The sequence below is a fragment of the Paraburkholderia sp. GAS206C genome (assembly GCF_050435645.1).
GTDB classification, from domain to species: Bacteria; Pseudomonadota; Gammaproteobacteria; order Burkholderiales; family Burkholderiaceae; genus Paraburkholderia; species Paraburkholderia phenazinium_B.
This window is the reverse complement of the sequence record NZ_JBNDKR010000008.1, coordinates 324,165-337,225: the sequence shown is the minus strand read 5'-3', so window position 1 is coordinate 337,225 and position 13,061 is coordinate 324,165. Positions and strand designations below refer to the sequence as shown.

The window sequence follows — 13,061 nt, the reverse complement described above, 5'->3', positions numbered from 1 at the left end:
AGGAGCGCCGCCTTGAAACTGCATCGCCTGTTGTCTCTCGCGTGTTTCGCGCTCGCCGTCACGTTCGCCGGTTTCTCCGGGACCGCTTCCGCGCAAGGCGCCAACGTGCTGCAGGTCGCCACCGACGCCACCTTCCCGCCGATGGAGTTCACCGAAAACGGCGCGCGTACCGGCTTCGATATCGACATCATGAATGCGCTGGCGAAGGTGATGGGCAAGACCGTGCAGTGGACCGATATCGACTTCAAAGGCCTGATTCCGGGTCTGATTGCGCACCGCTTCGACATTGCGATTTCGGCGATCTACATCACGGACGAGCGCGCCAAAGTGGTCGACTTCACCGAGCCATACTATGCAGGTGGTCTCGTCGCGCTGGTGAAAACCGATTCGCCCATCAAGGCACTCACCGACCTGAACGGCAAGAAGATCTCGGTGCAGGTGGGCACGAAGTCGGTCAACTTCCTGCGTGACAACTACCCGCAAGTGCAGCGCGTCGAGGTGGAGAAGAATCAGGAGATGTTCGATCTGGTCGGCATTGGCCGCGTCGACGCTGCCGTCACCGGCAAGCCTGCTGCTTATCAACTGGCGAAAACGCGCGGCGGTTTTCGCGTGATCAGCCAGCAGCTCACCACCGAGCAATACGGCATTGCGGTCCGTAAGGACGAGCCTGAACTGAAGACCGCGTTGAACACCGCGCTTGCGAAGATCAAGGCGGACGGCACCTACACGGCGATTGTCCGCAAATGGTTCGGCGCCGACGCACAGTAAACGGCTAAGCCATCCAGATGGAACTCGATTTCTCGCCGGTCGTCGCAGGCTGGAGCGACATCGCACACGGTGCGCTCGTCACCGTGGAAGTGACTGCCGCGGCGCTTGCGCTGAGTTGTGTGCTCGGACTTCTTATCGGCATTGGCCGGCTTACGCCGAAACGCCGCGTGCTGTACGGGTTTTGTACTGCTTATCTGACGTTCTTTCGCGGTACGCCGTTGCTTGTGCAACTGTTTTTGCTGTTCTTCGGCTTGCCGCAGTTCGGCATCCTGTTGCCTGCGTTCGTGTGCGGCGTGCTTGGGCTTGGGCTGTATTCGGCTGCGTATGTGTCCGAGATCGTACGCGGGGCGATTCAATCCGTGGACCGCGGGCAAATGGAGGCGGCACGCTCGATCGGCATGTCGTCGGGGCAGGCGATGCGCGCCATCATTCTCCCGCAGGCCGTGGTGCGGATGATCCCGCCGCTCGGCAACGAGTTCATTGCGCTGATCAAGAACTCGGCGCTGGTTTCGCTGCTGACGATCGACGATCTCATGCATGAAGGACAGAAGATCATCAGCGTGTCGTATCGTTCGCTCGAGGTGTATCTCGTCATTGCGCTGGTCTATCTCGTGTTGACCCAGGCGACGCATTACGCGCTGCATCGCGTCGAACGCCATCTGCGCGCAGGGGGCATGGTGCAATGAACGACGCATCGCAACCTATCGTTCAGATTCGCGGACTGACCAAATCGTTTGGCTCGCATGTGGTGTTGAACGGCATCGACTTCGACATTCAGCCGCAGCAAGTGGTGGTCGTGATCGGGCCGAGCGGCTCGGGCAAGAGCACGTTTCTGCGCTGCTGCAATGGGCTCGAGCAGGCCGAGGGGGGCACCGTCGATATTTGCGGACATCGTCTGGTGGATCACGGCGTCATGCTCAAGGAGCGCTCGCTCAATGCGTTGCGTGCTGAAGTGGGTATGGTGTTTCAGTCGTTCAATCTGTTTCCGCATCTGTCCGTACTGCATAACATTACCGTGGGGCCGCGCATGTTGCGTGGTTTGAGCAAAGGCGATGCTGACGCCGCGGCGCTGGCGTTGCTTGAGAAGGTTGGCCTTGCACATAAGGCCGATGCGATGCCCGCCAGTCTTTCGGGTGGCCAGAAGCAACGTGTTGCGATTGCGCGCGCTCTCGCCATGCAGCCGCGTGTGATGCTGTTCGATGAGCCCACCTCGGCGCTTGACCCGGAACTGGTTGGGGAAGTGCTGCAGGTGATGAAACTGCTGGCTAGCGAAGGTATGACGATGGTAGTCGTCACGCACGAAATGGGCTTCGCGAGAGAAGTCGCCGACGTCGTCGTAGTGATGGACGGCGGCGTGATTGTCGAAGCCGGTCCGCCCTCGGAGATTTTCTCGGCGCCGACTCAACCGCGGACACAGGTTTTTTTGCAGGCTGTCTTGTCGCGGGGGTGAGGTGTGCGGTTGGCGACCTACTTGTTATTCGCCAGCGCCCCATCACTATTCTTCCCGCCAAACAACGCGGTCAGATAGTCTGCGTTGTGGCTGGTCTGCGCCATCAACTGATTGAGCGCCGTGAACTGCGCCTCATACCGCTTGGTGAGCTTGTCCGTGTAATCGGTGAGCTGGTCCTGCTGGGTGGTCAGCGATTTCAGATCAGTAGTGAGCGCTGCGGAGTGCGTATCGAGCAAACCGCCGGTCTTCAGGAACGACGTAAGCGACGTGTCCAGCGACGCAGCCAGACCAGTCTTCGAATTGAAGAGCGCTGAGACCGCTGTCGAGTCGTTACTCAACGCGCTAGTCAGTCTGGCATCGTCGATCTTGAGCGTACCGTCTTTCTGAAACGTGATGCCGATCCCTGCGAGATTCGCCGCGCCGCTACCCTGTTTCACGCCGCCGCTCATCGCGCCGGAGAGCGTGTTGCGGATCGCGTTGAGCGTCGAGTCGCCGAGCAGCACGCTACCCTGGGAACCGGCCGCCTTCGTTGCATCGAAGCCCGTGAACGAAGCCGCCGCGGTGACGAAGTTGTTGTACGCCGTGACGAACGCGCCAATGGCGGTCTTCTGATCGGTGACGTCCTGCGCGATCGTCAGCGTCTGCGGGTTGCCTACGGCATCGTCGGAAAGGTTTAGCGTCAAGCCGTCGATCGCCGAGGTGACGGTGTTGCTCGCACTCGCGATCGCCATGCCGGAGATACTGAAATGCGCGTCCTGGCCGGCAACGCTTTGCTTCCAGTTGCCCGAATCGTCCACTACCGTGGTGGCAGGCGTCGTGGTCGAGGTGCTGGTTTTGACGCTGAGCTTGTTGAGTTCAGCGTCGCTAGAGGTGACCTGCACGTTGATGCCGTTAGCCAGCCCTGTGGAGGTGGAGTGCAGCAACAGATGCGTACCGTCCACGCCGTTGACGACCGTGGCCGACACGCCCGGATTACCGGATGCCGAGTTGATAGCCGCGGCAATATCGGCAAGCGTGCTCTTGCCCGGTTCGATATTGATCGTGGTGCTGTTGCCGCCCAACGATATCTTCAGCGAGCCAGAGCCGAGCGCCTCTTTGCTGCTGAACGCGCCCGAGGTGATGGACTGCGAGGAGGCAATGTTGTCGACGTCGACCGTGTAGCTTCCAGCCACAGCGCCTTTGCCGGCAGTGGCGGTGAGCCCCTTGCCGCTGGCGGTGGCCGTGAAACTCGAGAAGGCGGTGCCGTTTGCGAGCGGCGTCAAGGCGCTTTGCATCAGCGACAGGACCGACTTCAATGTGCCGAGTGCGGTCAACTGATTGTTGTCGCGCGTCGCCTGGCTGGCGAGCATGGCCGTTTTGCCGGCCACTTTCGCATTGACGAGCGCTGTGACGAGGGCGTTCACGTCAGTAGTCGAGTTGGTCGAGCCGCTGATGATCGATTGCGCGGCTTCCTGGAGTGCGGCGCTCGCTGAACTGGAAGCGGTGTTGCTGGTTACCGTTGTCATGACGTGTTAGCCCCTCGCGTCTTTTTTGATACATAGAAACGGCGGTAAGCGGGCGCTCAAACAAGTGCCCAAGCCGCTCTAACCCCGGTGAATCGATTTGTAAGATATTGTAATAACGTATTCGAGGAGATTACAAGAAGTTTTCGATTTGCTTGCTTCTTGACTCTGTGTGTACGCACATATAGACTCGCTCTCATGACCCGACCTATCTCTTACGACGAGTGCAATTGCTTCGCGCTGCGGCAAGCCGCCCGCTATGTTACGCAGCTTTACGAGCGCCATCTCGGCGAGGTGGGGCTGACGGCTGCGCAGTTCACGATTCTGGCGAAGCTGGCGCGGCGGGCACCGGCCACCATGGTCGAGATGGCCGATTCGATGGTGATGGACCGCACAACGCTGGTGCGAGCGCTCAAACCGCTGCAGCGCGATGGTTTGGTGGTTAGCGAAGCATCGGAGCACGATGGGCGGACCTATCTGCTCAGCTTGTCGGAAGCGGGCAAGGCGACCTTCGCGCAGGGATCCGCGGCATGGCACAACGCGCAAGCCGAGTTCGAAGGAAAGTTCGGCCACGCGAGGGCGAAGGCGTTGCGGGCTGAACTGTTCGGTATGACCGCTGAGTGAAGCGGCCACCGGACGCGCCCGTTAGCACTGCAAGGCTGTAAGGTTGGCGATCATCTTTTATGCTGGTAAGTGCGTATGCACTTGGAATCAGGATCGACGAGATGCAGGTGTTCCCCGATGACGATTGTTTCGCGATTCGCCAGGCCGCTCGCTACGTGTCGCAGCTTTATGACCGGCATCTCACCGAGGTTGGTTTGACGATCACGCAGTTCTCGATCCTGAGCCGGATCAGTCGCGCGGCGTCGATGACGATGAAGGTATTGGCGGATCAGATGGTGATGGAACGGACCACGCTGGTGCGTGCGATCCAGCCGCTGCAGCGCGATGGCCTGTTGCAGAGTCGCAGCGCGGCAACGAAGGGCAGGGAACTGGCGCTTAGCCTGACCGAGGCCGGTGAGGCGAAACTCGCGGCCGCGCGCGTTTGCTGGCACGCGGCGCAGGACGACTTCGAGCGCCGTTTCGGCGCTCAACGCGCGGCATCGCTGCGGCGCGAGCTGTTCGATATGACCAAGGCTTGATTATCAGGTAAGGGGTGGCGTGGTTTTCACGCTCGCTTTGACCAATATTTAGTGCATACACACACACCATCATCATGTCCACTACACCTTCGACTATTGCTCCGCCCGGCGCCGCCGGCCTCGCAAAACCGGCACGACGTACCCCGTGGATGCTGCTCGCGGTGATTGCCGTGGCCGTGGTTCTGGCCGCGGCGCTGTCGTACTGGTTTGTGATTGGCCGCTTTGTCGAGACCACGGACGATGCCTACGTCGGCGGCGACGTCACGGTGATGGCGCCGAAGGTGAACGGTTTCGTCACCGATCTGCTGGTCCATGACAATCAGCACGTGCAGGTGAATCAGGTACTGATCCGGCTGGATTCGCGCGATTACGATGCGCGTCTCGCGCAAGCTACCGCCGACGTCCAGAGCGCCCAGGCAGCGGTCACCGAGTTGCAGGCCAGGAAGTCGCTGCAACTGGCAACCATCGCCGAGCAGGCGGCCGAGGTGAAGGCATCGGGCGCGGAGTTGACCCGTAGTGCCCAGGACGAGACCCGTTACCGCGAACTCGTCAAGGATGAAGCCGTGTCGAACCAGATCGTCGAGCGCGCCGATGCGGATCTCACCAAGGCGCATGCCGCGGTGGATCGCAGCGGCGCGGCGCTGCTGGCCGCGCAGCGCCAGATCAGCGTGCTCGACGCGCAAATCGGTGCAGCGCAGGCGCGCGTGGCGACGGCGCAGGCGGCACAGCGCGTCGCGGAGCTGAACGTCGAATACACCACGATCCGCTCGCCGGTGGATGGCTACATTGGTAATCGCACGGCCCAGGTGGGGTTGCTCGCCAATACCGGCGTTTCGCTGCTGACGGTCGTGCCTTCGACGGGTCTGTGGGTCGACGCGAACTTCAAGGAAGACCAGTTGAAGAAGATGCGCGTGGGCGATGCGGTCGACGTGTCGCTCGACGCTTCCAGCAAGTCGCTGCACGGCGTGGTCGACAGTCTGGCGCCTGCTACTGGCGCGACCTTTAGCGTCCTGCCCGCAGAAAACGCAACCGGCAACTTCACGAAAATCGTGCAGCGCGTGCCGGTGCGGATACACCTCGAGGTGCCTCCAGACATGCTGGGCGTGCTGCGCCCCGGCTTGTCCGCGACGGTGAAGGTTCATGTCGGCAGCGGCGGCAGCACGCCGGCGCATTCGTGACCGCAGCGCCGAATCGCGCGGCTCTGCGCTCGCGTCCACGTCCGTTTGAGACCTGCCGACCATGACCCAACCCTTGAACCCTGCCGACCAGCCCACCCGCACCAAGGCGTTTGCATTCGCGCTGATGTGCCTCGGGTTTTTCATGGCCACGCTGGATATCCAGATCGTCGCGTCTTCGCTGCGGGATATTGGCGGTGGCCTGTCCGCCAGCCAGGATGAGCTCTCGTGGGTGCAGACCTCGTACCTGATCGCGGAGATCATGGTGATCCCGATGTCGGGCTGGCTCACGCGCGTTTTTTCGACGCGCTGGCTGTTTGCGTTCTCTTCCCTCGGCTTCACGATCACCAGCATGCTGTGCGGTCTCGCGTGGGACATCAACTCGATGATCCTGTTTCGCGGCCTGCAAGGCGCACTCGGCGCCGCGATGATTCCCACTGTGTTCACCACCGCGTTCGTGCTTTTCCCCGGCAAACAGCGGCTGATTGCGTCCACCACCATCGGCGCACTCGCTTCGCTTGCGCCGACTATCGGCCCGGTGATCGGCGGCTGGATCACCGATCAGTGGTCATGGCACTGGCTGTTCTACCTGAACCTCGTGCCGGGCGTATTAGTCACGGTGCTGGTGCCGAAGTTCGTGCACATCGATAAAGTCGAGCTGTCGCTGATAAAAAAAGGCGACTACCTCGGCATGCTGCTGATGTCGCTTTTTCTCGGCTGCCTCGAATACGTGCTCGAAGAAGGGCCGCGCAAGAACTGGTTCGGCGACGACGTAATCGTGCTGTGTACGTGGGTCTCCGCCGTCAGCGGGTTTCTGTTCCTCGTGCATGCGTTCACGGCCAAAGAGCCGATCGTCGATTTGCGTGCGCTGGCGATCCGCAACTTCGGCATTGGCAGCCTGCTGTCGTTCATCACGGGCATTGGCCTCTTTTGCACGGTGTTTCTGACACCTGTGTTCCTCGGGCGCGTGCGTGGCTTCGACTCGCTGCAGATTGGTATCGCGCTGCTGTCCGTGGGGTGTTTTCAATTGATCGCGCTGGTGGCGTATTCGCGGCTCGCACGGGTGATCAACATGCGCTGGCTGATGGTCTTCGGACTCGCGTGTTTTGGTCTGGGCTGCTATCTGTATGTGCCGTTGACTAACCAATGGGGCTGGCAGGAATTGCTGTTGCCGCAGGCGTTGCGCGGTATCGGCCAGCAGTTCTGCGTGCCGCCAATAGTCACCATGGCGCTTGGTTCGCTGCCGCAATCGCGGCTGCGCTCGGCAAGCGGGCTGTTCAACCTGATGCGAAACCTGGGCGGTGCTATCGGCATTGCAGTGAGCAGCACGATGCTCAACGACCGCCTGAACCTGCACTACGAGCGGCTCGACGAGCACGTCACCGCCGGGCGTCCGATAGTCGAAGGGTTACTGCAACAGCAGGCTGCGCGGCTCGCCGCGATCGGCGGCGACACGCTCAATGCTGGCCATGCGGGACTGGACTTGCTGCACACGCTTCTGATGCGCGAAGCGCTGGTGCTGACCTTCTCCGACGCCTATCTTGCGGTGGCGCTCTGTTTTGTGGTGGCTTTGGTGAGCGTGGCGTTTTCGCGTCCGTTCGGCCTGAACGTGCCGCCTCCCGACGCTCATTAGAAATTGATCAGGATAGCGATATGAAATCGATCGCAGCATATAGCATGGCGAGTGCGCTGCTTCTGGGACTCGCGGCCTGTGCGGTACAGCCCGAGACGCACGCGGATCTGCCACACTCGGCTCAGGCTGTGGCGCCGGCCGCGTGGAGCGTCGACGCACCGCAAGATACGGTGGACGCAAATACCTGGTGGACGCATTTCGGCGACCCGGTGATGCACCAACTCGTCGAGTCAGTGCTGAACAGCAATCTGGATGTGCAGGCCGCGGTAGAGCGCGTCAAGCAGGCACAGGCCGTCACCACGCAGCAACGCTCGACGTTGCTGCCCGAACTCGACGCTACGGCGACGGCCGCGGACCAACGGGAGAATGCGCCGCCACCGCTCGGCTATGTACGTCAGGCTGGCTTCGGCGTAGCGGCGAGCTGGACGCCCGACGTCTTCGGCGGCGAGCGGCTCGCGGTGCTGGCTGCCGAGGCTCAGGTTTCGGGCCGTGAGGGTGCGCTCGACGAACTGCGCCTCGCGCTCGCGGCCAACACTGCGTCGGCCTACATCGATCTGCGTTGGGCGCAGTCGGAGCTGCAGATCCTGAACGACAACGAGCAGATTCGAAGCCGGGCGTTGAAGCTGACGCAAGAACGGCTGCACTATGGCCTGTCGACGCAGCTCGACGTCGCCCGTGCGCAGAACCAGTTGCAGGACCTGCAGGCGCAGATTCCGCATGTGCAGTCGACGATCCAGCATCAGTTGAGTCTGATCGCGGTTTACTCGGGACGTACGCCGGAAAGCGTCAATGACCTGCTGCTGACCACGGCGCGCGATATCCCCGTGCCGGCGCAAAGCGTGCCGCAAGTTCTGCCCTCCGAAGCATTGTTGCGCCGTCCCGATGTGCGGACTGCCTATGCGAGCGTCGAACAACGTGCAGCGGAAGTGGGGCAGTCGAAGGCGCAACGTTATCCGCAGTTCAATCTGAATCTCGCGGATGGTTTGCTGGCGTCGTCGTATCTCGGCTTGCCAACCCTGACCGACAACCTGTTTAGCGCCGCCTTGAACGCGACCAGCCCGATTTTCAACGCGGGCCGTATCACCGCCAATATCGACGAGCACCAAAGCAAGCTGCGCGAATCGCAACTCGGCTTGCAGCAGACGATGCTGCAGGCGCTCAAGGAAGTCGAAGACACGCGCAGCGATCTGGTCAGCGATTCCACGCAGGTGGAGCGTCTGGGCGGTGCACTCGATGCATCCGGTCATGCGCTGCGGCTGTCTACCGAACTCTATAAGGACGGCGCTTCCAGCTTCCTCGACGTGCTGGCTGCGCAGGAAGCGTATCTGCGGGACTCCGAAGCATTGAATCAGGCGAAGCGCGAGCATGCGCTGGCGACGGTCGCGTTGTACCGGTCGTTGGGCGGCGGATGGGATGCGCCGGCGGCGGTGGCCGCCAATTGAGGCACGCTTGCCTCGCGCATGCGGGGCGTAGGCGTGCGGTACTTCATAGCGGGAGATGATGATGAGCAAGCGAGATGTAGTGATCTGCAATCCGGTGAGAACGCCGATTGGTGCTTACAACGGGACGCTAAAAGAGGTGCCGGCGACGGATCTCGGTGCCGTTGCGGTGCGCGAGACGCTGAGTCGCAGCGGTCTTGCGGCAGAACGACTGGGCTCGGTGGTGCTGGGTAATGTGATCCAGGCCGGCAACCGGATGAACCCGGCGCGTCAGGCGGCAATCGGCGGCGGTGTGCCGGTCGCGGTACCGGCGTTGACCGTGAACCGTGTCTGCGGTTCAGGCGCGCAGGCTATCGCATCGGCGGCAAATGAAATCTGGCTGGGTCTGGGCGACGCCGCGGTGGCGGGCGGCATGGAAAACATGGACCGTGCACCGTATCTGCTCGACGGAGGCCGCTGGGGCTATCGGATGGGCAACGCTCAGGTGCACGACAGCATGCTGCGCGATGGTTTGCTGGATGCGTTTTCCGGCGAGCATTCCGGCTGGCATACCGAAGACCTCGTGACGCTGATGGACATCACGCGCGAGGCGCAGGACCGCTGGGCCGCACGTTCGCAACAGCGTTTCGCGGCGGCGCAGAAGCGCGGCCTGTTCGATGCCGAGGTAGTGAGCGTGCAGATCGAAGGACGCAAGGGACCGCAGCCATTCTCACGCGACGAGCAACCTCGTCCGGACACCACGGTGGAAACGCTGGCCAGGCTGCGTCCGGCGTTCCGCCCCGACGGCACGATTACCGCCGGTAACGCGCCGGGTCTGAACAGCGGTGCGGCAGCGATGGTGGTTGCGGAGCGCGGCTTTGCTGAGTCGCACGGCATCGAGCCGTTTGCGCGGCTCGTCGCGTACGGCGTGGCGGCGGTCGAGCCCGGCATGTTCGGGCTTGGGCCGGTGCCGGCCGTACAGATGGCGCTGGCGCGCGCCGGCTGGCAGTTGAAGGACGTCGAGCGGGTCGAGATCAACGAGGCCTTTGCCGCTGTGCCGATTGCCGTGTTGCGCAGGCTCGGCCTCGACGAAGCGCTCGTCAATGTCGAAGGTGGGGCGATCGCACACGGTCATCCGATCGGCGCAACGGGCGCCGTGCTGACCACTCGTCTGATCCACTCGATGCGCCGCGATGGCCTCAAGCGCGGGATCGTGACGTTGTGCATCGGCGGCGGCCAGGGCATCGCGCTGGCGCTCGAAATTCTCTGAGCCTTGCGAAAGCGGAGCGGCGTCGCCACCAATGCGCGCGCGCAGGGAGGCGAGCTGCCCAATGCACACCGCGTCGATGCGGACCGGGAATTTTTGCTACATTCACGCAGATGCGCCGGTTCGCGTCCCGCGGCCTTCAGGCGGCGGGCGGCACAGTGCCCGTGAACGGCGCAACACATTCTCCCGAGAGACAAAGCGATGCGAATTCTAGTTGTAGGTGCAGGTGCGGTGGGCGGCTACTTCGGCGGCCGTCTGGTTCAGGCTGGCCGTGACGTGACATTCCTCGTGCGAGCCGGCCGGGCCGAAGAGTTGCGGCGTGCCGGCCTTGTCATCAAGAGCGCGCACGGCGACGCCACGCTGCGTGACGTCAAGACCGTGCAGACAGGTGATACCGCCGAGCCGTTCGATCTGGTCGTGCTGAGCTGCAAGGCCTACAACCTCGACGATGCGATCGCGTCGTTCGAACCTTTCGTCGGCTCGTCGACGGTGATCATGCCGTTGCTCAACGGCATGCGGCACATCGATGTCCTTACGCAGAAGTTCGGCGCTGCGCGTGTGCTCGGTGGTCAATGCTTTATCGCAGCGACACTCAACCGCGAGCGCGAGATCGTTCACCTGAACGAATCTCAGGCAATCTCTTTTGGCGAACTGGAAGGCGGCCTGTCGGAGCGCGTGCGCGCAATTGGCGAGGTCATGTCCGGCGCAGGTTTCGACGTCGCGACGAGCGACAATATTCTGCTGGGCATGTGGGAAAAGTGGGTGTTTCTCGCAACGCTCGCGGCGAGCACGTGCCTGTTCCGTGGCGCAGTGGCCGATATTCTGAGTGCGCCGGATGGCCGTCGTGTGATCGAAGGCGTGCTCGGCGAATGCCGCGCCGTGGCGGAGCACAACGGCTTCTCGATGGGGCCGAAGTTCGACGCGCGTGCCAACCAGACACTGTTCACTCCTTCGCCGTTGACGGCTTCCATGCTGCGCGATGTCGAAAATCACGCCCGCACGGAAGCGGACCACATTCTCGGCGATCTGATCCAGCGCGGCGGATCGGCGCAACAGCGCGATTCGGGACTGTCGCTGTTGCGCATCGCGTATAGCCATTTGAAGGCCTACGAGGCTCGTCAGGCACGCACGGCTGAATAGTCGGGTAATAGCCGGGCGTTGGGGCGCCGCTGGCGAGGTTTTGCGGCGCACGGCGCACAGCACGCCTTAGAACGAAACATGCCATGCAGTAGAATCGATCAGGCCGCGAACGCAGCGGCGGTCGTTCAACAGGAGGGCATGATGCCGAGTCCAACGGGATCCGTGGTGGCGCTGAGTTCGGCGTCGGCGACGACGTTTTCGATCGGTATCGTCTATCTCGGCTACTGGGGGATCCACGAGCCCGCGCCGTGGAGATTCACCGATGCGCTGGTGGTCCTGTGCGCGCTGGGCGGTTTCGCCTGCCTCGGTCTGGTGCCGTGGATGGCAACCCGCCCGGTCGAGTCGGAGAGTAACGACGCCGGGATTCGCGTGGCCCGACGTCTGTTTTTGGCTGGCGTGTGCGCGATCTGGTTCTCGGTGTCGCTTTCCGTCATGATGTCCGCTTAAGCGCGGCGCGCGGCGCGCTGCAGCGACGCTGCAACGCACCACGCACCGCGGGTACTTACTGCTCGATCTGCCGGTTCCAGCGCGTATCCCACTGCGCGCGGTGCGCGTTGATCGCATCCCAATCCACCACCGTCACCTTGTGCAGCAGATCCTCGACATTGCCGAGGCTTTGCTGCATCGCGGGCGGCATCTTCGCGAGGCGGTTGGTCGGAATCTGCTTGCCGGCGTCGGCCGCCTTGGTCTGCGCAGGAGCGGACAGCAGGAATTGCGCGAGCTTCTGGGCGAGCGCCGGGTCCGGGTTGTTGTTCACCACGCACAGGTCGACCAGCAGTAGCACCGCACCTTCCTTCGGATTCGCGTAAGCCACCGGAATGCCCTTGTCCTGCAGATCGCTGACACCGGTCGGCGTGAGCGGGAACAGGGCGGCTTCGCCCGTCTGCACCATTTCCGAGATCTTGGCCGAGTTGGGGATGTACTCCGCGACGTTCGGCCCGACGGTCGTGGACCACTTCGTAAAGGCGGGCTCGACGTTCTGCTCGTTGCCGCCCATCACACGATTGATCGCGAGGAAGCCATGCAGGCCGAACGTGCTGCTCGACTCCGACTGGAACACCACTTTGCCCTTGTACTTCGGATCGGCGAAATCCATCCATGAGGTCGGCGGCGCCCAGCCCTTTTCGGCAAACAGCTTCTTGTTGTACGCAATGCCGGTCATGCCGAGTTGCACGCCTGCGCCCATATCGTCTTTCATGCGCGCGAACGGGTACAACTCCTTGAGCACCGGTGCGTCGTCGAGCTTTTTGCAGACGCCCATGCTGACCGCGCGCGCCATCACGCCATCGTCGAGAAACACCACATGAATCTGCGGATTGGCCTTGTTGGCGAGCAGCTTGGCGAGGATATCGGACGACGTGCCCGGCACCACGACCACCTTCACGTCATTGGCTTTTTCGAAGTCGGGGAACACCTGGCTCGTATAGGCCTTCTCCATCGGGCCACCGTTCATGCCGATGTAGATCGTTTTGGTCTGCGACCACGCCGGCGTCGCAGCACCGAAGGCACACAATGCGGCGAGTGCCGCCATGGTCCGGAATAGTTTCATGATGGATCTCCTGGGTT

At 62.3% G+C, this 13,061-nt stretch carries 13 protein-coding genes; 11 read left to right on the top strand and 2 right to left on the bottom strand.

The genetic code is table 11. The annotated features are described in order from the left end of the window. Positions 1-12: 12 nt before the first annotated feature. From P3T20_RS23675 to P3T20_RS23665, 3 genes are read left to right on the top strand one after another with little or no spacing between them, the layout of a single operon-like run. The gene (locus P3T20_RS23675; RefSeq protein ID WP_429288041.1) at positions 13-768 is read left to right on the top strand and encodes a transporter substrate-binding domain-containing protein; all 756 of its coding nucleotides are present in this window, start codon (positions 13-15) and stop codon (positions 766-768) included. Between the two features lie 17 nt (positions 769-785). Then, positions 786-1,454 carry an amino acid ABC transporter permease gene (locus tag P3T20_RS23670; protein WP_074267717.1) on the top strand — a complete coding sequence of 223 codons (669 nt, stop codon included), beginning with the start codon at positions 786-788 and terminating at the stop codon, positions 1,452-1,454. Continuing rightward, positions 1,451-2,218 (top strand): amino acid ABC transporter ATP-binding protein, encoded by a 768-nt coding sequence (locus tag P3T20_RS23665; protein ID WP_429288040.1) that lies wholly within the window; start codon positions 1,451-1,453, stop codon positions 2,216-2,218. Before P3T20_RS23670 ends, P3T20_RS23665 begins: the two co-directional genes overlap by 4 nt. A gap of 17 nt (positions 2,219-2,235) precedes the next feature. Here the strand turns inward: P3T20_RS23665 and fliD are convergent, their stop codons facing one another. Then, positions 2,236-3,723 (bottom strand): flagellar filament capping protein FliD, encoded by a 1,488-nt coding sequence (fliD, locus tag P3T20_RS23660; protein WP_429288039.1) that lies wholly within the window; start codon positions 3,721-3,723, stop codon positions 2,236-2,238. A gap of 195 nt (positions 3,724-3,918) precedes the next feature. Between fliD and P3T20_RS23655 the strand changes: the two genes are divergently transcribed. The 8 genes from P3T20_RS23655 (at position 3,919) to P3T20_RS23620 (ending at position 11,942) form a co-directional block, all read left to right on the top strand. Continuing rightward, positions 3,919-4,344: a MarR family winged helix-turn-helix transcriptional regulator gene (locus tag P3T20_RS23655; RefSeq protein ID WP_074267720.1), complete on the top strand. Its 426-nt coding sequence runs from the start codon at positions 3,919-3,921 to the stop codon at positions 4,342-4,344. A 101-nt stretch (positions 4,345-4,445) separates the two neighbouring features. After that, positions 4,446-4,862: a MarR family winged helix-turn-helix transcriptional regulator gene (locus P3T20_RS23650; protein ID WP_074267721.1), complete on the top strand. Its 417-nt coding sequence runs from the start codon at positions 4,446-4,448 to the stop codon at positions 4,860-4,862. Between the two features lie 74 nt (positions 4,863-4,936). Continuing rightward, entirely contained in the window at positions 4,937-6,040 is a 1,104-nt protein-coding gene (locus P3T20_RS23645; protein WP_429288038.1) for an HlyD family secretion protein, read from the top strand. Positions 6,041-6,101: 61 nt separating this feature from the next. Beyond that, entirely contained in the window at positions 6,102-7,670 is a 1,569-nt protein-coding gene (locus P3T20_RS23640; RefSeq protein WP_429288037.1) for a DHA2 family efflux MFS transporter permease subunit, read from the top strand. A 20-nt stretch (positions 7,671-7,690) separates the two neighbouring features. After that, a complete protein-coding gene (locus tag P3T20_RS23635; protein WP_429288036.1) occupies positions 7,691-9,112 on the top strand; it encodes an efflux transporter outer membrane subunit in 1,422 nt (473 codons plus the stop codon). Positions 9,113-9,173: 61 nt separating this feature from the next. After that, positions 9,174-10,358 carry a thiolase family protein gene (locus P3T20_RS23630; protein WP_429288035.1) on the top strand — a complete coding sequence of 395 codons (1,185 nt, stop codon included), beginning with the start codon at positions 9,174-9,176 and terminating at the stop codon, positions 10,356-10,358. Between the two features lie 198 nt (positions 10,359-10,556). Further along, positions 10,557-11,495 (top strand): 2-dehydropantoate 2-reductase, encoded by a 939-nt coding sequence (panE, locus tag P3T20_RS23625; RefSeq protein WP_429288034.1) that lies wholly within the window; start codon positions 10,557-10,559, stop codon positions 11,493-11,495. Between the two features lie 141 nt (positions 11,496-11,636). Next, positions 11,637-11,942, top strand: a complete 306-nt coding sequence (locus tag P3T20_RS23620) for a hypothetical protein (RefSeq protein WP_074267726.1) — start codon at positions 11,637-11,639, stop codon at positions 11,940-11,942. Between the two features lie 55 nt (positions 11,943-11,997). On the opposite strand, the gene P3T20_RS23615 is transcribed toward P3T20_RS23620, so the two are convergent. Continuing rightward, a complete protein-coding gene (locus P3T20_RS23615; protein ID WP_429288033.1) occupies positions 11,998-13,044 on the bottom strand; it encodes an ABC transporter substrate-binding protein in 1,047 nt (348 codons plus the stop codon). Between the last annotated feature and the right edge of the window lie 17 nt (positions 13,045-13,061).

What these genes read in the sequence shown, in the direction of transcription:
- P3T20_RS23670 (WP_074267717.1), top strand. Translation starts at nt 786, where the DNA reads ATGGAACTCGATTTCTCGCCGGTCGTCGCAGGCTGGAGCGACATCGCA.
- P3T20_RS23665 (WP_429288040.1), top strand. Translation starts at nt 1,451, where the DNA reads ATGAACGACGCATCGCAACCTATCGTTCAGATTCGCGGACTGACCAAA.
- fliD (WP_429288039.1), bottom strand. Translation starts at nt 3,723, where the DNA reads ATGACAACGGTAACCAGCAACACCGCTTCCAGTTCAGCGAGCGCCGCA.
- P3T20_RS23655 (WP_074267720.1), top strand. Translation starts at nt 3,919, where the DNA reads ATGACCCGACCTATCTCTTACGACGAGTGCAATTGCTTCGCGCTGCGG.
- P3T20_RS23650 (WP_074267721.1), top strand. Translation starts at nt 4,446, where the DNA reads ATGCAGGTGTTCCCCGATGACGATTGTTTCGCGATTCGCCAGGCCGCT.
- P3T20_RS23645 (WP_429288038.1), top strand. Translation starts at nt 4,937, where the DNA reads ATGTCCACTACACCTTCGACTATTGCTCCGCCCGGCGCCGCCGGCCTC.
- P3T20_RS23640 (WP_429288037.1), top strand. Translation starts at nt 6,102, where the DNA reads ATGACCCAACCCTTGAACCCTGCCGACCAGCCCACCCGCACCAAGGCG.
- P3T20_RS23635 (WP_429288036.1), top strand. Translation starts at nt 7,691, where the DNA reads ATGAAATCGATCGCAGCATATAGCATGGCGAGTGCGCTGCTTCTGGGA.
- P3T20_RS23630 (WP_429288035.1), top strand. Translation starts at nt 9,174, where the DNA reads ATGAGCAAGCGAGATGTAGTGATCTGCAATCCGGTGAGAACGCCGATT.
- panE (WP_429288034.1), top strand. Translation starts at nt 10,557, where the DNA reads ATGCGAATTCTAGTTGTAGGTGCAGGTGCGGTGGGCGGCTACTTCGGC.
- P3T20_RS23620 (WP_074267726.1), top strand. Translation starts at nt 11,637, where the DNA reads ATGCCGAGTCCAACGGGATCCGTGGTGGCGCTGAGTTCGGCGTCGGCG.
- P3T20_RS23615 (WP_429288033.1), bottom strand. Translation starts at nt 13,044, where the DNA reads ATGAAACTATTCCGGACCATGGCGGCACTCGCCGCATTGTGTGCCTTC.